At 47.3% G+C, this 21656-nt stretch carries 19 protein-coding genes and 1 other annotated feature; all 19 genes read right to left on the reverse strand.

Features of this window, described 5'->3' with window-relative positions:
- Positions 1–695 (reverse strand): NAD(P)/FAD-dependent oxidoreductase (locus ACR0QE_RS07215; RefSeq protein ID WP_432627694.1); only part of this gene is annotated, 695 nt, incomplete at its 3' end.
- 299 nt (positions 696–994) lie between these two features.
- Positions 995–1693, reverse strand: a complete 699-nt coding sequence (locus ACR0QE_RS07220) for an MgtC/SapB family protein (protein WP_432627695.1) — start codon at positions 1691–1693, stop codon at positions 995–997.
- A 159-nt stretch (positions 1694–1852) separates the two neighbouring features.
- Positions 1853–2821, reverse strand: a complete 969-nt coding sequence (locus ACR0QE_RS07225) for an ABC transporter ATP-binding protein (RefSeq protein ID WP_308451481.1) — start codon at positions 2819–2821, stop codon at positions 1853–1855.
- Positions 2811–3821 carry an ABC transporter ATP-binding protein gene (locus ACR0QE_RS07230; RefSeq protein WP_432627696.1) on the reverse strand — a complete coding sequence of 337 codons (1011 nt, stop codon included), beginning with the start codon at positions 3819–3821 and terminating at the stop codon, positions 2811–2813. Before ACR0QE_RS07230 ends, ACR0QE_RS07225 begins: the two co-directional genes overlap by 11 nt.
- Positions 3822–3864: 43 nt before the next feature.
- A complete protein-coding gene (locus ACR0QE_RS07235; RefSeq protein ID WP_308451479.1) occupies positions 3865–4755 on the reverse strand; it encodes an ABC transporter permease in 891 nt (296 codons plus the stop codon).
- 4 nt (positions 4756–4759) lie between these two features.
- Positions 4760–5695: an ABC transporter permease gene (locus tag ACR0QE_RS07240; protein ID WP_432627697.1), complete on the reverse strand. Its 936-nt coding sequence runs from the start codon at positions 5693–5695 to the stop codon at positions 4760–4762.
- A 187-nt stretch (positions 5696–5882) separates the two neighbouring features.
- Positions 5883–7499, reverse strand: a complete 1617-nt coding sequence (locus tag ACR0QE_RS07245; protein ID WP_432627698.1) for an ABC transporter substrate-binding protein — start codon at positions 7497–7499, stop codon at positions 5883–5885.
- A 461-nt stretch (positions 7500–7960) separates the two neighbouring features.
- On the reverse strand, positions 7961–9484 hold the full coding sequence (gene glpK / locus ACR0QE_RS07250; protein WP_432627699.1) for a glycerol kinase GlpK: 1524 nt from the start codon (positions 9482–9484) through the stop codon (positions 7961–7963).
- 202 nt (positions 9485–9686) lie between these two features.
- The gene (locus ACR0QE_RS07255) at positions 9687–11372 is read right to left on the reverse strand and encodes a DEAD/DEAH box helicase (RefSeq protein WP_432627700.1); all 1686 of its coding nucleotides are present in this window, start codon (positions 11370–11372) and stop codon (positions 9687–9689) included.
- A 434-nt stretch (positions 11373–11806) separates the two neighbouring features.
- On the reverse strand, positions 11807–12709 hold the full coding sequence (locus tag ACR0QE_RS07260) for a L,D-transpeptidase family protein (protein WP_432627701.1): 903 nt from the start codon (positions 12707–12709) through the stop codon (positions 11807–11809).
- A gap of 48 nt (positions 12710–12757) precedes the next feature.
- A complete protein-coding gene (locus tag ACR0QE_RS07265; protein WP_432627702.1) occupies positions 12758–13447 on the reverse strand; it encodes a response regulator transcription factor in 690 nt (229 codons plus the stop codon).
- A gap of 27 nt (positions 13448–13474) precedes the next feature.
- A complete protein-coding gene (locus ACR0QE_RS07270) occupies positions 13475–14626 on the reverse strand; it encodes a sensor histidine kinase (RefSeq protein WP_432627703.1) in 1152 nt (383 codons plus the stop codon).
- 257 nt (positions 14627–14883) lie between these two features.
- Complete coding sequence (locus tag ACR0QE_RS07275; RefSeq protein WP_432627704.1) at positions 14884–15657, reverse strand: ABC transporter ATP-binding protein; 774 nt, start codon at positions 15655–15657, stop codon at positions 14884–14886.
- The gene (locus ACR0QE_RS07280) at positions 15658–16554 is read right to left on the reverse strand and encodes an ABC transporter permease (protein ID WP_432627705.1); all 897 of its coding nucleotides are present in this window, start codon (positions 16552–16554) and stop codon (positions 15658–15660) included.
- A gap of 54 nt (positions 16555–16608) precedes the next feature.
- Entirely contained in the window at positions 16609–17736 is a 1128-nt protein-coding gene (locus tag ACR0QE_RS07285) for an ABC transporter substrate binding protein (RefSeq protein ID WP_432627706.1), read from the reverse strand.
- A gap of 130 nt (positions 17737–17866) precedes the next feature.
- Positions 17867–18168 (reverse strand) — a binding site (T-box leader).
- A 166-nt stretch (positions 18169–18334) separates the two neighbouring features.
- Positions 18335–19036, reverse strand: a complete 702-nt coding sequence (locus tag ACR0QE_RS07290; protein WP_432627707.1) for a hypothetical protein — start codon at positions 19034–19036, stop codon at positions 18335–18337.
- A gap of 103 nt (positions 19037–19139) precedes the next feature.
- Entirely contained in the window at positions 19140–19961 is an 822-nt protein-coding gene (locus tag ACR0QE_RS07295; RefSeq protein ID WP_432627708.1) for a hypothetical protein, read from the reverse strand.
- 42 nt (positions 19962–20003) lie between these two features.
- Complete coding sequence (locus ACR0QE_RS07300) at positions 20004–20549, reverse strand: hypothetical protein (RefSeq protein WP_432627709.1); 546 nt, start codon at positions 20547–20549, stop codon at positions 20004–20006.
- Between the two features lie 86 nt (positions 20550–20635).
- A complete protein-coding gene (locus ACR0QE_RS07305; RefSeq protein ID WP_432627710.1) occupies positions 20636–21655 on the reverse strand; it encodes an Mbeg1-like protein in 1020 nt (339 codons plus the stop codon).
- Position 21656 lies beyond the last annotated feature (1 nt).

The raw sequence follows: 21656 nt of genomic DNA on the forward strand, positions 1-21656 counted from the left end.
AGCAGGCAGTAATCACCTTTTCTTGCGGTGATGTGCAGTTTCTTTGCACTCACCATATTGTGAATCTCATCTGCATAAACGCCGGCAGCGTTTACCACATAGCGGGCGGAAATCTCACCCTTGGAAGTCTTTATCGCATAACCGCCCTCCACTGCTTCTACATTCTCAACAGCAGTCAGGAAACGGAACTCTACGCCATTGTCACAGGCATTCTCAGCCATCGCGATCGTCAGACCGAACGGGCAGACAATACCGCCGGTCGGTGCATACAGAGCAGCTACAACCGTATCGGTCGTGTTCGGCTCCATCTTGCGAACCTCATCCCCACTGATAATGGAGAGATCCTTCACTCCATTCTCTACACCTTTCTCATAAAGTGCTTTTAACGCCGGCATATCCTCCTCATGGAAGCAGAGCACAAGAGAGCCATTCTGCTTGAAATCAAAATCCAGTTCCTTTGCCAGATCCCCCATCATCTGGTTGCCCTCAACATTAAAACGGGCTTTTAAGGAACCCGGATGTGCATCAAATCCGGCATGTACAATCGCACTGTTTGCTTTTGAAGTGCCGGAGCAGACATCCTCTTCCCGCTCAATCACGCAGGTGTGCAGGTCATAGCGGGAAAGCTCCCTGGCAATCGAACAGCCCACAACACCGCCACCGATTACCGCCACATCGTAATCCATCTTCTTCATTATGTCCTCCTCCATGTTCTTAACGTAGTCTCAGATTTCTTTTCGCCCGAAAATGTAAGTGCAAAAGAATTTCCTTGAATACATTGCTTAGTCCGACTCTTTATAAAAAAAGAGAGTAAGGAAATATAGCAGAATCATTTTCTGCCTATGCTCACCTTACTCTCTTCTCTCAAAAGGTATCGTATTTAACTGTTTTTCATTCTAGCACAACATTGGGGTCTTGTCAATCATTTACAGACAATCGTTTGTATTTTCACAATCTTTTGTGATAAGCTCACAATTTCCAGCGACGTTTTCTTTTATTCGCTGACAGCGATCACATGCTCCATCTCCACGAGATTTGCAATCAGTTCGCCTTTCTTGAATCCCGGCGGATATACCACATCAAACTCGAGCTTGATCTCCTCTTTCTTATTCTTATTGATCTTCACACCGGCGATCTCGACTCGTTGCCCTTCTAGGTAGTTTTGCATTCGTTCGACCGCCCCGGGCTGTTGGTCAATCGTCATCCTTAAATAACCATTCGTCGCGACATTCGCAAAATAAGAAATTTTGTGAGTGATAAACTGAATCACTACAACCATGACTGCGGAACAGATTCCAACAACGTACATGCCGGCACCCATCGCAAGACCGACTCCGGCAGTCGCCCACATGCCAGCAGAGGTCGTAAGACCGCTGACTAAGTTATTGCGGACAAAGATGACACCAGCGCCGAGGAAACCGACACCGCTGACTACCTGAGAAGCCACACGGGATGCATCCCATCTGGAGTTATCGTAAAATCCATATTTGGAGACTACCATCATCAGCGCAGAACCCATCGCGATAATCATGTGTGTGCGGATTCCTGCCGACTTGTTTCTGTTTTTTCGTTCACTTCCGATCATGATGCCGAGCAGGGATGCAATCAGAATTCGGAGTAAATATTCCATCTGATCCGTCATTCCCGCAGCTGTAAATTGCTCGAGCATGCTACCCCATACAGCATTTTCCATTTTTCTGCCTTTCTCCTTTTACAGTAAAATACTCGTTTTTGTAACGTTTCCCCTTTGAATTCTTTTTTGAATTTATTTCTTTTACTCTTACGGCTCCGATGGCGAGGTAAGTTCTGCCTCGCCTCTCGTTGCTTATACATTGCTATCAAAACCTATAATTTAGATCGTCCCCTCTGCGACTCTCGTACATGCCACAAAGTGTCCCGGCTCGATCTCGTGAAGCTTCGGATTGCACTTCTTGCAGCACTCATCTGCAAAGTCACAACGCTTCATGAAACGGCACTCATCCGGCAGATTGACCGGGGAAGTGATCTCGCCCTTGATCAGCTGGCGCTTCGGCTTCTCTTTTCCGACAATCGGAAGCGGAATTGCGGACAGAAGTGCCTTCGTGTACGGATGTACCGGATTTGCAAACAGGACATCGGACGGTGCCTTCTCAACCATCTGTCCCAGATACATAACTGCGATGTCGTCCGAGAAATACTTTACTACGGACAGGTCATGCGTGATAAAGATGTAGGTCAGTCCCATCTTCTCCTGAAGCTCTTTTAACAGGTTTAAGATCTGCGCCTGAATTGACACATCCAGTGCAGATACCGGCTCATCGCAGACGATCAGTTTCGGGTTTACGGCAAGGGCTCGTGCGATACCGATACGCTGGCGGCGTCCACCGTCGAGCTCATGCGGATACACATTGATGTAACGCTCTGCAAGACCTACGGTCTCCATCAGCTCAAGGGTACGGTCCTCAATATCCTTCTTGGACTTTAACAGCTTGTGCTCGATGATCGGCTCACTGATCAGCTGCATAACCGTCTGACGCGGATCCAGAGAGGAGAACGGATCCTGGAAGACCATCTGCATCTCCTGACGCAGAGGACGCATCTGCTTTCTGCTGTAAGAAGTGATGTCCTTTCCGTCGAAAATGATCTTTCCTCCGGTCGGCTCAAGAAGTTTCAGGATTGTTCTTCCGGTCGTGGACTTTCCGCATCCGGACTCTCCTACGATTCCGAGCGTCTTTCCCTCCTCGATTTTAAAGCTGACTCCGTCGACTGCGTGCAGCTGGCCTGCCGGAGTTGTGAAAAATTTTGTGAGATTCTGGACTTCCAGAATTGTCTTATTTGCCATTTTCGTTCCTCCTCAAGCTGAAATCAGGATTTTCATATGCGGTACATGCCACAAAATGTGTTGTGCTTCCATCGACAGACTTTAACGGCGGAATTGCCTTTGTACATGCCTCAGTTGCATACGGACAACGCGGTGCAAACGAACATCCCGGCGGGAGATCCGACGGATCCGGCATCAGACCACGGATCGGAACAAGCTGCTCCCCTCTCTGCTTTAAGTTCGGCAGAGAATCAAACAGACCCTCGGTGTACGGATGACGCATATGGTTGAACACATCGTCTGCCGTTCCTTTCTCCACGATACGTCCGGCATACATAACTGCCACATCCTCGCAGACCTCAGCGACAACGCCTAAGTCATGCGTGATCAGAAGCATTGCCATCTCCTTCTCCTGGATCAGCTGTTTCATCAGCTCAAGAACCTGCGCCTGAATCGTCACGTCGAGTGCGGTTGTCGGCTCGTCCGCAATCAGAAGCTGCGGGCTGCAGGCAAGTGCGATCGCGATGACTACACGCTGTTTCATTCCACCTGAGAACTGATGCGGATAATCGTAGGCACGGGACTCCGCGATACCTACCATCTTGAGCATCTCTTTTGCTTTCTCAAATGCTTCCTGCTTGGAAATATTCTGATGGAGCATGATACTCTCACCGATCTGCTCTCCAACTGTCATAACCGGGTTTAACGCTGTCATCGGGTCCTGGAAAATCATTGCGACATCATTTCCGCGGACTTTCTGCAAATCCTCCTGAGACATTTTCAGGACATCTTTTCCGTCAAGGTGAATCGACCCGTTTTTGATTACACCCGGCGGATTCGGGATCAGGTTTAAGATGGAGAGCGCCGTCGTCGTCTTTCCGGCTCCGGTCTCACCTACCAGTCCCAAGGTACGTTTTTTTCTGATCTGGATATCAATGCCGTTTACCGCACACACGTCTGCATCTTCGGTCTCATAGTGCACCACCAGATCTTTAATATCAAGAACTAAATCTTCTGCCATGCCATTCTCCTCCTATTTCTGTTGCTCCTCTTTCTTATGCCGCTTATTTCTTCAGCTTCGGATCAAGTGCATCACGCAGACCATCGCCGAGCAGGTTCAGTGCCAGAACGGTCATCATGATTGCAAGACCCGGAATGATACACATGTAGCTCGCATCACGGATGTGGCCACGTCCAGCGGAAAGAAGTGCGCCCCACTCCGGAGCCGGAGCCGGAACACCGATTCCAAGGAAGCTCAGAGAAGAAGCGGAAATGATCGTCGTTCCGATCAACAGAGTGATCTGAACAATGATCGGGGACAGACAGTTCGGAAGAATGTGCTTTACAATAATCTTCCAGGTCGGAAGGCCCATCGCATAAGAAGACTCCACATACTCCTGATCACGGATCGTCATAACGGACGCACGCACGATACGGGCAAAGCTGCTCGCACAGGAGAATGCCAGTGCAATCATCAGGTTTACCGTGCTCGTTCCAAGCAGGGAAACGATAACAACTGCGGTCATGATGTTCGGGATCGAATAGAAAATATCAATTCCTCTCATGATGATGGAATCCACAACACCACCACGGAATCCTGCCTGAGAGCCGAGAATCGTTCCGACGATCAGACCGAGGAACACGGAGCCGACACCGATGATCAGAGAATAACGTGCACCGTAGATGACACGGGCAAACAGGTCACGTCCGAACTCATCGGTTCCGAACCAGTGTGCTGCACACGGAGCCATCAGACGATCCTGCATGTTCTGACCGATTACATCCTTCTCATAGTCAAAAATCAATGGACTGAAAAGTGCTGCGCCAACAAGGAACAGAAGAAACAGCATGCCAAGCACGGCTCCGCGGTTGCGGATCAGATGTCTCCAGGTTTCCTGGAGCATGGTACGCTTTTTTACATGTTTTGTATTTCCGGTTGAATTTGTCTGTGCCATACGATCACCCCTTCTTGCTGTACTGTGCCCGGATACGCGGATCAAAGAATGCGTAAATCAGGTCTACCACCAGATTGATGATACACATCAGAATCGAACACATGATGATCGATCCCGTTACCATCGGCGTATCTCGTTTGGAAATGGAATCGTAAACGAGACGACCGATTCCCGGCCAGGAGAATACGGTCTCAGCCAGTACAGAACCGGTGATAACCAGAGACATCTGAAGACCGATTGCAGTGATGATCGGGATCAGCGCATTCTTCAGACCGTGGGTGAAGATGACACGCTTCTCGGAACATCCCTTTGCACGTGCAGTCGTCATGTAATCCTGACGGAGCACATCGAGCATGGAAGAACGGGTTGTTCTTGTGATCAGAGCTGCCAGACCGAAACCAACGGTCACTGCCGGCAGGATCAGGCTGTCAATTCCGCCCTTACCTCCGGTAGGCAGAAGTTTGAGTTTCAGGGAAAAGATGATAATGAGCATCAATCCGAGCCAGAAGTTCGGCATCGATGTTCCGAATAGGGCGAATATCATGCCCGCCGTATCCTTCCATGTATTTTGGTGTATCGCGGTGTAGACACCGAGTGGAACCGAGACGAGAACGGCAATCACAACTGCGGTTCCTCCAAGTAACAACGTGTTAGGAAGACGCTCCATAAAGGTCTTGAATACATCACGCTTTGTCACATAGGACTTACCCATATCTCCGGTTACCATGCCCTTCATGTAGTTCGCATAGCGCACGATAAACGGATCATTCAGACCGAGTTCTTCGCGGATCTGCTCTACCTGCTCCGGCTGTGCATTATCACCCGCAAGCATCAGCGCCGGATCACCGCCGGTCAGGCTCATCGCCCAGAAAATCAGAAACGAGGTGACCAGAATTACCGGCACCAGCATCACAAGCCGCTTGAGTATGTATTTTATCATCTGCTGCTCACTCCTTCTCCTTTTAAAATAAAACCCATTGCCTTTTGCCTGTTTCCTTATCACTTATTTATCCGGTATACTAATAAATATTGATAAGCAAACGGATTGTTGTTTAAAAAAATCTTGCGGGGCCGGAAACCGGCAGCCCGCAAGATTCATTGCGCTCAAATGATATTTGCAACAACGATTACTCTGCTACGTATGCATGACGCCAGTCATGGTTTCCGCCGCCATAGAAGTAGGTACCCTTCAGGTTCTTGTTATATGCTACTACCAGGTTTGCAATGTAAAGCGGAACCTGCGGACACTGATCTACCAGGTACTCCTGAAGCTCTTTTGCATCTGCGAGACGCTTGTCAGCATCTTTCTCAGTTGCAACCAGATCGGTCAGCTCATCAACCTTCGGGTCAGAGAAGTGATGATAGTTAGATCCGGAACCGGTATAGAACAGGTCACGATATACGAAGTCAACCTTGGAATCCTCGTTCCATCTCCAAAGGAAGAGCTCCTGCTTGCCATCTACACAGGTAGATTTTAAGGTTGCGGTCTCCATCGGCTCAAGCGTTACGGTAATTCCGATATCTGCCAGATTTGCCTGAATAACAGTTGCAATCTGCTCATACGGAGTACCGGAAGCGTAGGTCAGGGTTGTGGTGATTCCGCCATCCGGATATCCAGCCTCTGCCATCAGCTCTTTTGCACGATCTACATTGTAATCAAAGCCTTCCATGTCATCATAGAAGCCCCACAGGCCACGGTTCAGAATTGTCTTCTGAAGAGTGCCCTTGCCGTACACAGCTGCCTCAAGAACTGCATTGCGGTCGATCGCACATGCAACTGCCTGACGCAGTTTCTGGTTGTTCCACGGCTCCTTCTCTACGTTGAATGCAAAGTAGAAAAGACGGGTTCCGGTCTGCTCATAAACAGTGATGTTGTCATCATCTTCGAGATACTGTAACTCATTGATCGGCGGGTTTACGCAGACATCAATCTCACCTGCCTGAAGTGCCATAACACGGGAAGATGCCTCGATGTACGGTCTGAATTCGATCGTATCTACAACACCTGCGGACAGGTTGTCATCTGCCGGAAGGTCATTGCCCCAGTAATCGTCCACTTTCTTCAGACGGCAATACTCGCCCTCTACCCACTCATCAAACTTGTACGGGCCGGTTCCGATGTAGTACGGATCCTCCATGCCGCTCTCATATGCCTTCTTGGACTGAATGGACAGCGGAACGGAAGCCAGCGACTGGATGAACTCGTTGTTGTAGCTCTCGGTCTCAATCTCGATCGTGTGATCATCGAGAACTGTTGTTCCGACGTAGCCCTTGAGGACGGATGCTACCATGTTGTCCATCGCCATATCCAGCGTGAACTTGACATCCTCTGCGGTCATCGGAGTCTCGTCGTCATCGTTAAAATGAACATCATCACGAAGATTCATCTTGATGTGCGTGTCATCTTCCTGCTCCCAGGATGTTGCCAGACACGGGCCAAAGCGCTCATCTCCCTGAGAACCATTGTTGAAGAATACCAGAGTCTGATGCGTATTTTTCAGAACAATGTTATTGATCTGATCCTGCTGGGACTGAAGATCCAGATTGTTGATATCCGCATCTGTTCCAATTACCAGTGTGTCCTTGTGGGCTTCTGTACCTGTGCCCTCCGAAGATGCCGCGCCGGAATCTCCTCCTGTTGTCGTTCCAGAACCAGAATCGGAAGTCTTGCTGCCTCCGCATCCCGTCAGAGCCACAGCCATCATTGTTGCTGCGCCCAGAAGCAATGCTACTCTTTTTTTCATAACACCCTTCCTCCGTTTTCATAATTTCTGTTGTCGCAGTTTCCTCCCGCGATACTCTTCCACACTGCACAGAAATGAAAATCTTCCCTCAGCTCACAGAAATGTCGCGACCTCTTTCTGTGAAAGAAAAACGCGCAATGATATAACTGAATCGAACATGCTCTTTCAATTACATCACTGCGCGCTCTTTCATCTCCATGCAATGTGTACAAGTACTTCTCAACTAAAAACAAGTATACCGTCATTTTGCCTTAATGTCAACATAAATTTTATTTATATTTCACTTTTTTTTCAAAAATTTTTCACATTTTTTCGAATTGTTTCCTAAGAAAATAAAGGTATCCTCATTTTTGCATATTTTCTGTCCAAATTTGCTTTATTGTCCTCAGTTTCACGGAAGTTCTCTTATTCGTCTTCTATTCGTCTTTTATTTTCTCTTATTTTCTCAAAGTTTTTCTGTTTCACTGCTCATCCTCGCAAGCGTCGTCCTCATCTTCCTGCGCCCAGGCAAGTGCACAGCGAACAGCGCGCTTCCATCCCTTGACGAGCTTCTTTCTGTCCGCCTCCGGCATCGTCGGCTCAAAGTCGCGCTCTGCCTTCCAGTTTGCGCGGATCTCATCGCGGTCTTTCCAGTAACCGACAGCCAGTCCTGCGAGGTAAGCTGCTCCGAGTGCAGTTGTCTCAATGCACTGCGGGCGGACTAACTCCGATCCGAGAAGGTCTGCCTGGAACTGCATCAGAAAATTATTTGCACAGGCTCCGCCGTCGACTTTGAGCTTCTTTAACGGAATTCCGGAATCCTGCTGCATCGCCTCAATCTGGTCATACACCTGATATGCCATCGACTCCACAGTCGCCCGGATGAACTGCTCTTTGCTCGTTCCGCGTGTCACGCCGACAATCGTTCCTCTCGCATACTGCTCCCAGTACGGAGCACCAAGCCCTGCAAATGCCGGAACCACATAGACGCCGCCGGTGTCCTTGACTGCGGTGCAGTACTCCTCCGTCTGGGAGGCACTCCGCACCATGCGCATCTCATCACGGAGCCACTGCACAGCCGCACCCGCGACAAACACGCTTCCCTCAAGTGCATAATGCGTCTCCTTTGCGGTGCACGCTGCAATCGTCGTCAGCAGTCCATGCGTGGAATTGATTGCCTTGTCTCCGGTATTCATCAGAAGGAAACATCCTGTTCCGTAGGTGTTCTTCACCTCACCCGGCTCAAAACAGCACTGGCCGAACAGAGCTGCCTGCTGGTCTCCGGCCGCACCCGCGATCGGAATCTTTCCTCCCATGACATCCGAGGAGGTATATCCATATACACAGCTCGATGGCTTCACATCTGGAAGCATGCATTTCGGAATCTTAAAGTAATCAAGAATCTCATCATCCCAGCACTTCTTGTGAATATCAAAGAGCATCGTGCGGGATGCGTTCGTGTAATCTGTTACGTGGATGCATCCCTTTGTCAGATTCCAGATCAGCCAGGTGTCCACCGTACCGAACAGAAGCTCCCCCTGCTCTGCCCGTTCCCGTGCACCCTCGACATTGTCGAGAATCCATGCGATCTTGCTTCCCGAGAAGTAGGCATCCGGAATCAGTCCCGTGCGCTCACGGATCTTCTCCTCCATCCCGTCTGCCTTAAGTTTCTCTATCCGGTCTGCCGTCCTTCGGCACTGCCAGACAATCGCATTGTAAACCGGTTCTCCGGTCTCCTTGTCCCAGACAATCGTCGTCTCTCTCTGATTCGTGATTCCGATCGCAGCAATATCGCTGTAATGTGCTCCGATCTTTCCCATCGCCTCAAGGGCTACGGAAAGCTGTGAAGACCAGATCTCCATCGGATTATGCTCCACCCAACCCGGCTTTGGAAAAATCTGTGTGAATTCTTTCTGCGCCACACTGCAGATATTTCCCTCCCGATCAAAGAGGATACAGCGGGAACTTGTGGTTCCCTGATCCAGAGCAATGACGTATTTCCCCATAATTTTTGTCCTTTCCCCTGTCGGTCATAACCATTTTATGATTGTTATTTTTTTCTCAAACCATAAAGAAAGAGCAAGGTCACACCGTCACCGGTCTCAACCCTGCTCTCATTTTCTCTAAGGTGGTATGATAAAATATGTACTTAGCTATATTACCATATTTTTCTCACCACTGTCAAGAATGTTTTATCTGTTTTTTACATTACTGCTGGGAATTCGCAAGCTCCACATGGACATTTTTACCACGGATCTTTGCATTCTTCATGCTCTCCACAACTTCTCCCGCGCAGTCTGACGGAACTTCGACAAACGTATACTTGTCATACATATCGATGCTTCCGATCATACGGCCGGAGATTCCGGACTCTCCCGCAATCGCGCCCAGAATATCTCCCGGTCTCACGCCCTGGTTCTTTCCAAGATTCACAAAGAGACGGGCCATATCGCCCTCGCTCTTTCTTCCACGTCCGCCGCGGTTGTCTCTTCCGCCACGGCCACGACCGTTGTCACGTCCTCTTCCACGTCCGCCGCGGCCCCAGGAATCGAGATCATCGAGGGAACGAGCCGGCTGGGAATCAATCGCAATATCCTGATTCTCCTCACCCATGCTCATTCTCAGAAGTGCAGATGCCAGATCGAGGGAGGTGTAATCTTCCTCAAGAAGCTTCTTCTCTACAATATGAAGAACCCGGCTCAAATCCATGTCCGCCATCACCTGCTTTGCCTGATCGAGGATCTTCTCTGCCTTGATCTCGGTGATGTCATCGAGGGACGGGATTGCCTGCGGAACGATCTTCGTCTTGCAGTAGCGCTGAATGTCGCGCAGTTTGTAGACATCACGGCCTACGACAAAGCTGAACGCGATACCCTCGCGGCCCGCACGGCCGGTACGACCGATTCGATGTACATAGTACTCCTCATCCTGCGGAATGTCGTAGTTGAAAACAGCCTCAACATCGTCAACGTCGATTCCTCTTGCTGCCACATCGGTTGCGACGAGGATCTCCGTGCGGCCATTTCGGAAGCTGTTCATCACGCGGTCACGCTGGATCTGCTTTAAGTCTCCGTGAAGACCCTCAGCGAAATATCCTCTTCCCTGAAGCTCCTGAACCAGCTCATCAACCTGACGCTTCGTGTTGCAGAAAGCAACGGACAGCTTCGGCGCATACATGTCGAGAAGACGGCACATTACCTCCACCTTGGTCTTCGGCTTTACTTCATAATAATACTGGGTTACCTTCGGTACGGTCAGCTCCTTCTTCACCACGCGGACAATCTGCGGATCTTTCTGGAAGGTCTTTGCGATCTTCTGGATTGCATCCGGCATCGTTGCAGAGAACATGATCGTCTGACGCTCCTCCGGAAGCTGGCTTAAGATCGTCTCCATGTCCTCTAAAAAGCCCATGTTGAGCATCTCATCTGCCTCATCCATGATTACCGTATGTACCTGATCAAACTTGATCGTCTTGCGGCGCATATGATCCATCACACGTCCCGGCGTTCCGACAATGATCTGGGTGCCGTCCTTGAGTCCGCGGATCTGGCGCACGATGTCCTGACCTCCGTAGATCGGCAGAACCTTGATTCCATGCATATATTTTGCAAGATTGCGGATCTCATCTGCCACCTGAATCGCAAGCTCTCGCGTCGGGCAGAGTGCAATCGCCTGCAGTTTTTTGTTCTTCGGATCGATCTTCTGCAGCAGCGGAATTCCGAACGCTGCGGTCTTTCCGGTTCCGGTCTGTGCCTGTCCGATGATGTCCACACCTTCCATCTGCACCGGGATTGCCTTTGCCTGAATCGGAGAAGCCTCCTCAAATCCCATATCCGTCACGGCTCTGAGAATTCGGTCGTCAATCTGCAGCTCTTCAAATTTTACTGTATCCATTCTGTGTCCTCATTTTCCTTATTTTTCATGTTTCTGATTCTTGTTTGAATCTTTTTTGCTTTTGTTTCTCTGTATGATTTCTCTATGATTTTTGTATGATTTTCGGTTGCATTTGACTTTCTTACGTCTTCCTCACTTCTGCATCAGGCGCAATTTTCCCGACAGATCTGCTTCCGCTCTCTTTCTCTCCTGCAACTGTCTCTCTTTCCTTAAAGAAAGAGAGGGTTCAAGATAGACCTTGAATCCTCTCTCGCATACGTCTAAAAATTTTAACACAGGTATGTTTTCATGTCAATCAAACAAAATCCCGAATTTTTATGCAAATTCATTTGCTTTTTTGACTTCTTTTTGATCGTGTTTTTCTGAGGTACACACAAACAAAAATCTCTCCGTGTGGGAAAGATTTTTGTTTTTATTTGGAAACTTCGGAAACTTTAGAATGTTCCCTCCGGAGATAAGCCATTGTTTACCCCGTAGGAATTGTAAATCTGATCAAAGGTTCCCTGCGGAGCCTGTGCAATGTAAGAATGACCGCTGCCGTACTTTCCGTAAAGCTTCATAATCGTGATCATATCTGCCTCCGGAATCTCCACGCATCCCGAGGTCTCAGTATCTCCCGGCACATCGCAGTGAAGGAAAAGTGCAGAACCGCGTCCGCTCACAGCATTAGGATTGTATCCTGCATCGATCACATAATTGTAAAATTTTGCATAACGCTGACTGCCAACTCGCTCTCCATCCTGCGTGGAACCTTTGACTAATTTATTGCTCGTCTCCTCCCAGACATAGGAGTTATCAACCTGAATATAATCAGACGGGAAGCCCTCGAGCGCCTGCGCCTGACCGAACGGAGTGTTCATCTTGAAAACACCGATCGGGGTTGTCTTATCTCCCTCATGGCGATCGTTGCTCATTCCATTTTCTCCGAGATGACCGGCCACCTCCAAACGCTTCGTCCAGCCTGTGCCATCCGGATTCTTCTCATAGGCATAGACCTGACAATCTGTGCCCCCGCGTCCCTCGACAACAACGAGAACCGAGGCGTCCTGCGAAAGTACAAATTTCTCCGGCACAAAGGTCTCGGAGACAACCGGTCTGCTCTCATCGAGCAGGGGAAGCGTCACAGCCTCTCCATTTGCCGGCTGAGTCGCAGCTACTCCCGTTTTGATCCCCTGTGAAGGACTCTGGTTAAGCTGTACGGTATCTGCACTCACCGCAGAGGTTGTCGTCGTATGATTGCTCGCATTCCCTGCTGCGATAACCGGTGAGCCCGCCCACACCGGTGTCGCCATTAATAACGCTGCCGCCGCTATACAAATCCCTGTTTTCTTTTTCATTAGAGTAATTTCCCTTCTATATTTATTTATGAATGCTTTGTGAGTATTTTACACTTTGAAACGATAGCCCACGCCCCAGATCGTCTCAATATACTGAGGCTTCGCCGTGTTAAACTCGATCTTCTCGCGGATCTTCTTGATGTGAACCGTGACGGTCGCGATGTCCCCGATCGACTCCATATCCCAGATCTTTGAGAACAGTTCTTCTTTTGTAAATACGTGATTCGGATTCTGTGCGAGGAAAGTCAGAAGATCAAACTCCTTCGTCGTGAAGTTTTTCTCCTCTCCATTGATCCACACCCGTCTCGCTGTCTTATCGATCTTGAGTCCGCGGATCTCAATCACCTCATTCTCCGGGCTTCCGCTTCCGATCAGTCTCTCATAGCGGGCGAGATGTGCCTTCACGCGCGCCACCATCTCACTCGGGCTGAACGGCTTTGTCATATAGTCATCGGCCCCAAGTCCCAGACCGCGGATCTTATCAATGTCCTCTTTCTTTGCGGAAATCATAATGATCGGCGTATTCTTCACCTCGCGGAAACGACGGCAGATCTCAAATCCGTCCATATCCGGAAGCATCAGATCGAGAATCAGAAGATCAAAGTCCTCACCGAGCGCGCGGTCAAGTCCCTTCTTTCCGTTTTCTTCCAGTTCCACCTCAAATCCACTCAGTTCCAGATAATCTTTTTCCAGCTCTGCAATGCTGGTCTCATCCTCAATAATCAAAATTCTGCTCATTTTTACGCTCCACTGTCCTTTTATTTCTTATTTCATATTCTTTTTCCCGGAACCTCCCCGGCGCTCAGGCTCCGCTGCCGGTGTGTCTGTCTGCGGAACTTCCTGATATTTTCTCAGCACAAAATGCATCTCCGTGCCGATTCCGAGTCTGCTCGTCGCCCAGATCCGTCCGCCGTGATCCTCAATAATCTTGCGCACAATCGAGAGACCGATTCCGCTTCCTCCCTGGGAAGAATTTCTCGACGCATCCGTCCGGTAAAAACGGTCAAAGATATTCGGGAGATCCTTCGCCGCGATTCCTCTTCCGTTGTCCTCGATCTCAACCTGAATGAAATCTCCGACATCCTTGATCCGGATATTGATGATCCCCTTTGGCTTGTCCATGTACTTGACAGAATTGCTGATGATGTTGTTGACCACCCGCTTCATCTGCTCCGCATCGGCAATCACGACCACATCGTCACTGACATAGTTGAAATATCCAAGTTCGATTCCCCTCGACTCCATGTCAAGCCCAACCTCCTCGGCACAGTCGCCGAAATAACTGTTGACATTGATCTTGGAAAACGTGTACGGAATCTTATTGGTGTCAATCTTTGAGTAAAACGTCAGCTCATCGATCAGGCGGTCCATGTCGTTTGCTTTATTGTAAATCGTCCGGATATATTTGTCCAGTTTTTCAGGCGAGGATGCCACTCCGTCAAGAATTCCCTCGACATATCCCTTGATCGCCGTGATCGGCGTCTTCAGATCATGGGAGATATTGCTGATCAGTTCCTTGCTCTCAAGATCATACTGGATCTTCTCCTCCGCGTTCTCCTTGAGCCGGATTCTCATTTCCTCAAAGTCCTGACAGAGTTCTCCGATCTCATCATCTTCCTCCACATCAAGTGTAAAATCAAGGTTGCCGTCTCTGATCTTGCGGGTCGCCTCCTGCAATTTGCTTAACGGTCTTAAGATCGAGCGATACACCCAGATCGTCAGAGAAGCGCAGACAAAAACAAGCATCAGCACACCGGAGACCAGCATCTGAATCACCATGGAGCGCACTTCCGGCCCGAATTCGTTAAACCGGTACAGCACGAACAGTTTGCCCATCGAAAGCACCATGCCGACAAAGATCACAGGCAGGATGGAAAATGCCAGGAATGCAATCGCAAGACGTGTCTTTAACCTCATCGCATACACCCCTTTCTGATTGTTCTGTTTTGTTTATCGTTTTTTCTCTTTATAATATTTTTAATATTAATAAGAAATCCACAAAAAACTCTCTCTAAAGAGTATACCATAAGAATCCGATTTCGTTTCTGAAAAAACTATAAAATACGCAAAAAGAGACGCTTTCACGCCTCTTTTCCTGTTCGCTCATCGATCTGCCGATTTGCTTTTATTTTATTCTGTACTTATTTATTTTGTTCTGTACTTACCTCTCATATTTAGTTTCCGCATTCAATGCTGATCTCATTGAATTTCTCAAGGATCTCATCGATCTGGGTGTTCGTCTTCTCCTCCCCTGCACGATCCATGACGGCATGTCCCTGATGCATCATCAGAAGGCGGTTTCCGTACTCGACCGCATAGCGCAGGTTGTGTGTCACCATGATTGTCGTCAGGTGCTTCTCCTCCACAATCTTTCCGGTCAGCTGCATGATGATCTCCGCAGTCTTCGGATCGAGTGCTGCGGTGTGCTCATCGAGAATCAGAAACTCAATCGGAGTCATCGTCGACATCAGAAGCGCCATCGCCTGACGCTGACCGCCGGAGAGCACTCCGACTTTCACATCCATCTTGTCTTCCAGACCAAGTCCGAGGGATTTTAACTGTTCCCGGTAAAAATCGATGCGCTGGCGATTCGTTCCCAGACGAAGATTAAACGGTTTTCCCTTATTGTCCGCAAGGGACATATTTTCGAGAATCGTCATGCTCGGACAGGTTCCCATCGCCGGATTCTGATAGACACGCCCAATCTTTCGCTGGCGCTTGAATTCCGGCATGTTCGTGATGTCCTTTCCGCCGATCCGGATCGAACCGGAATCAAGCGGGATACTTCCACAGATCAGATTGAGCATCGAAGTTTTTCCGGAGCCGTTGCTTCCGACAACCGAGACAAACTCTCCATCCTGAATCGTCAGGGAAAAGTCCTGAAACAGACACATCTCATTGACGGTTCCCGCATTGTAATATTTATGAATATGGCTGAGTTCAAGCACTTATTTTCCCTTCTTTCCTGCGATTTTTACTTTGCCCTCCGTCCGGTTGCTGACTACCAGAATCACTAAGAACAGGACGGCTGTGATCAGTTTCAGATCGGAAGCTGCCATTCCCATCGCGATCGCGATCGAAACACAGGCTTTGTAGACAACGGATCCCGTGATAACCGCGGTTGTCGCCTTTACCGAGTGGAATCTCTTCAAGAGTTTCATTCCGATGATGACACTCGCAAGGCCGATGACCATCGTTCCGGTTCCGGTGCTGATCTCAAAGAAGCCTTTCTGCTGGCAGTATACACAGCCTGCAAGAGCGGCAAATCCGTTTGCAATCGCAAGTCCGAGAATTTTTACCATGCCCTTATCTTTTGCGAGGGAGGTCACGAGCACATCATTGTCTCCCGCTGCCCGGAGCAGAAAGCCGGAGCGGGTGTTCAGGTACAAATCAAGAAGAATCTTGCACACTGCAACAATCACAAACAGAATCAGTGCTACGAGATACGGATCAAGTGCCTCCGGTACAACACTCTCCAGCCATGCGTTCTCAAAAATCGTCTCCTGACTGAAAATCGGAACATTCGCCTTTCCCGCAATCCGGAGATTGAGCGAGTAGAGCGCCGTCATCACGATGATGCCGGAGAGCAGGTCACGCACCTTGAACTTGACGTGAATGATTCCTGTGATACATCCGGCAAGCGCTCCCGCCAGGAATGCAAGAAGCAGGGTCAGAAGCGGATTCACGCCTTTTAAGATCAGCATGACCGTGACTGCCGCTCCGAGCGGAAATGTTCCGTCCACAGACAGATCCGGAAAATCCAGAATTTTATAAGTAATATATACACCGAGTGCCATGATCGCGTAGATCAGTCCCTCTTCTATCACGCCAAGTACAATGGACATGTCGTTCCCCCAGTTTCTAACGTTTTTAAATTATTTTTTGTTTTGTGGCTCTTATTACTTTGTGCTTGTGCTGATCTCATCGAAGAGTCCCGCTGCACTTTCTTTCAGGTCATCCGGCAGGGTGATTCCAAAATTCTCTGCCACTTTTGTATTGCCGTAGAAAGCTGCTTCCTTGATGACTTCAAAGTTCATCTCGCTCGCCTTCTTTTCCCCTTTCAGAACCTGGGCTGCCATCTTTCCGGTCTGCTCGCCAAGACTCACATAGTCAAGTCCCATCGCTGCGAGGCAGCCGATCTTTACCTGCTCCACTTCACTTCCGAATACCGGAATATTCTTCTTTCCTGCCTTGTCAAGGATGACCGGAAGAGAGCTTACAACCGTGTTGTCTGTCAGGTTCGTGATGCAGTCCACCTTCTCAACCAGATTGTCTGCTGCAAGCGGAACATCTGCGGTGGAAGAGATTCCACTCTCCACAATCTCAAATCCGTAATCTCCTGCTGCGGCCTTGTACTCCTCAATCGCGGAAACCGAATTGATCTCACTCGTGCTGTACATGATACCGATCTTCTTTGCATCCGGAAGAACCTTGCGGATCATCTCAAGCTGCTGGGTAACCGGAAGTTTGTCGCTCGTTCCGGTGATCTCGCCAACCGGAGTTCCGTCCGCATTTGCCAGCTCTGCCGCAACCGGATCTGTCACTGCAGTGTAGATAACCGGCACATTCTCTTTCTTTGCTGCACTGTACGCACTCTGTGCAATCGGAGTTGCAATCGCACAAATCAGATCTGCCTTCTTTGCAATAAAGTTATTCATAATCTGGCTTGCGGTACCACCGTCTGCCTGTGCATTCTCATAGAGGACGGTCAGGTTCTTGCCCTCAACGATTCCCTCATCTGCAAGGCCCTGAAGGAAACCGATCCGGCAGTTGTCGAGAGAACCGTGCTCCGCAAACTGACCGATTCCAACCGTGTAACTGCCATCTGCGATTTCTGCAACCCCGGTATTCTCTCCGGCACTGCTGCTCTCTGCACCATCCTTAGATTCCGCCTTGGATTCCGCAGAAGTCTCTTTTGCCTCTGAGGAAGCGGCTGTCGTCTCCGTGTTCTTTGAAGAAGAACATCCTGCAAGTACTGCCATTGCCATTGTCGCCAGAATCACTGCTTTCACATTTCTCTTTTTCATAATTTTTTCCTCCTGAAATATGGTTATAAAAACAGATACGAGTTATTATGCTGTCTTTGCAAAAAGGAGTCTGAAGCGGCTCTTTGGAATATGATTTGGAATAAAAAAAGTCCCAGACACAGTTTCCTGTATCTGAGACGAATTCACTTAATCCGCGGTACCACTCAAATTGGCAATAGCCCTCTTTTTCACATACATGCATATGCGCTGCCAGATAACGGTCGCAGTCTCCGTCGCTCCATACTCCCGATCCTCATTCATCAAAAGCAGCCTTCTAAAAGTAAAAAAGTAAAGCTCTGATGATCTGTCCCTCCCGGTTTCAGAATCGCCCTCGAAAGTCCATTCAGCAATCTCCGCCATACTGCAATCCCACCACCTGCAGCTCTCTGTGATTTTAGAGGAAAGCCTACTCGTCTTTCTCATCGGTTTATTTGGTTTTAGTTTGTTTTGTTAAGTGCATTGTACGCCCGAATTTTACATTTGTCAAGCAGAGTTTTTTATCTTAACTTTGATTAAGCACATTCTTTCTCAATGTTCAACATCTGAGGCATCTAAAAGCCTCTGTTAAGTTTCAAAATATACCCAACAGATATTTTTATTACATGTACGGATGCTGTCTTGGTGCTGGTTCCGGTCCACAATAAAGTCCAAACGCATCACAAATCCAATAAGTGCCATTCACATCAACTCGACACCACTGATGAGAATACTGATTTTCATTTACGTGCTCATACGGAATACCAAGAATATTCAGGCAAAGTCCCGTTGCCCGTACACAACCAGCACAAGATGCGGAATGTAATACCAGATATCCATACGGATCATTATAGTGATCCGCAGACATCGAATACGTCATCTGTGTATCAAACATCTGTCTGAGCGAGGACACAATATGAACCAACTGTTCCTCTCTGCTGGCAAATGCCACCGGCGTCACAATTTTAAGTGCTTCTTGATAGGCAGATTCAAACTCACTGTCCGTCATGCGCTTTTTAATGCTCTTGTAATTCGCAAGATTTGCAATTGGAACCGGAGTCCATGCCATCTGCATCTGCTCCTCCGTCAAATCAAGGCTATCACCCGGTTCTCCCTGCTCAGAAGGCTTGCGCCCCTCCGCCATTCCAGAATTCAAGTAGTGACGAATCAACGATGCTTCATCTGTTCCATATACTGCTATGACATCGGGATTATTCTCCGCATAGTAACCAGCATCAAAGCTGGATGATGCATATGCCGAAATATTGGAAATTCCCGCACAAAATGCCACTGAACACATCATGGTTGCCAGAAATCGTCTCATATTGATCCCCCTTTGCTTTTCGCTTCGCTCAGTCTCGCCTAGTGGTATTCTTTTGTTTATGCAACTCTAATTCTTTGTCCAGTATAACCTATATTAATCTCTATTAATGTCTTTCTCCATGATATTCAAATGCATTCTCATAAGAAAATTCTGCTGATTCTAATTGTCCTATTAATTGCTTTTCATAATTTGAGACTTCTGTCTTTGTGCTTTGCTCTCCATTTAATCTAAATTCATCATACTCAGATGTCGTTCCACCATATATATCAGCCCCAGAATTATATGACATATAAACCAATTCCTGCATAGTTAATCCTTGCATAATATTAATTATCTCTGTTTCATATCCCATATGTAGATCTGCCGATAGAATCATTCCTGTTCTAGGGAAATATGTCAAATATCCATATGATCCACGTGCATATGAAGTAAGCGGATATACTACTCCATTATCATAAGTGCAAATATATACTCCATGTGCATGAGAGTCCCCTACTGTATACATTAATTCTGGAATTTCATCATCATTCAAATAAACGAAATCAAACCTTACACTCTCTGATTTTTCCAATGTTCCTAAATAGTCATAATATTTTTCCTCTATTTCCTCCACAGAAACTTTTGTTTGACTATTTTGTAACTGTACTATCTCACCATTCTCAACCCACGCACCACTCTCATTTACCTGATTTCCATCTGGTGTAGTTGTATCAGAAAGCATATATCCATTTCCATCAAAATAATAACACTCGGATACTCCATCCTGGTTTCCATCAATCCATCGCCAAGTGTTTACTGGATAACTTCCATCATCGTCCTGCCACCAATATCCCTTTTCATCTGCTTTCCACTGTCCTGCATACGAAACCATCGTTAATAAGGATGATACCAACACAGTTGTAATTACTAATTTTGATTTTTTCATGCGTGTTCCCCCTTCCAACAATCTTTTTAAGTTTTAAATTTTTTATTCTTCTATCCGCATTTCTTCCGTTTCAATATTAAAATAAACCACTCCACACAAAAGATTTGTTGTTGCTGGAATTTCTTCCCTCATGCGACGTTTTTGTTCTTCTTCAGATATTTGCCAACGTACCATAAATACATAATAGTCATCTTTAATAATAGTCTCACTTTCAAAAATAACATATGTCCCATCTGAAGTTGGATATAATTCATTATAATAAGCTAATACTTTTTGTTCAGCTATCTCCATAGCATTCATAGTTTGTACTATCCCACCATCTGTAACCCACGCACCATTCTCATTTACTTGATTTCCATCCTGTGTGATCGTATCAGAAAGCATATATCCATTTCCATCAAAATAATAACATTCCGAAATTCCATCACCGTCTCCGTCAATCCATCGCCAAGTATTTACCGGATAACTTCCATCATCCTCCTGCCACCAGTAGCCTTTCTCATCTGCTTTCCACTGTCCTGCATAGGAAACCATTACAAATAACGATGATAATAATACAGCCACAATCACGATTTTTAATTTTCTCATACAATTTCCCCCTTTCTTTGTTAACTCACTCTAATCCTTTGCTTAAATCATAATTTTATCTTTTGTATGTATCACCTTTTCTAAAATTACATTTTGTTTCTCTGCTGTATAATCTCAGCATCCACTTTCTGTGACCAAATTCCCATGCTAAGTGAAAACAGATCCGGACTGCTTTCCTGCACAGAATTTTCTTTTAAATCCACAAAAAATACAGCGTGGCGCAGATAATTTGCATTGATATTTTCATATGGTTTGATTGCCTCAACAACTTTTACAGTCTTCGAAGTCACACAATCTGGTTGTGTCAAAAGTTCCCCAACAAGCGACCACTTATAATGAGAAATCGCTGTTGTCACTTTAGATATTTCTTCTGAATGACGCTCGATATATGTTTTGGAATATCCCGGTCCATCAAAATTAATCATCTGAACAATCTTGTCCTTCATAGAATCCGATGCCGTCAAAACTGCGTGCTCCGCAAGATTTCCTCCCAGAGAATGTCCCGTCACCGCATATGTCTTGTAAGAATACTGGCTCTCAATATCTGCTAAGTATTTTTTAGCTTCTTCCTGTTGAACTGTATCATGATCCATCAACAGACCAAAATCTGCATTCATCCAGTCTTTCACCAGCTGATTTGTATCGGTCGATTCAGAACCACGAAACGCAAGAATCGCGCAGTCATTTCCGGTATCAATCAGAACTGCATAAAAGCCTTTCTCTGCATTCAGATCCCGAACATTCACAATCTTCCAGTGTCCATATGCCGAATCTTCCGAACAGATTTCCTTATATAGATCAAGACTTCCCTCTGCCATTTGTTTTCGCAGTTCTTCTTCTGCATTTTCATAGCTCTGATTAAGTTTTTCTTCAATTTGGCTTTTCTTTAATAACTCTGAAAGTTCCAAACTCTCTCCCTCACTGAGAGAAGTCTGATCAAAATCGTAATACGCAATCTGTGTCGCGACAAGCAAATCCCGGTCTGTAAACGGCAATGAGCTTCCGAGTTCTATCCCTGCGTAGGACAGAAAATCACTTATGTAGAATAGACATAGGCAGATAAAAAATGCCAGCCCCATCACACTCTTGAATCTTCTCTTTTTCATC

This window comes from Brotaphodocola sp. (assembly GCF_050873065.1).
Classification (GTDB): domain Bacteria; phylum Bacillota; class Clostridia; order Lachnospirales; family Lachnospiraceae; genus Brotaphodocola.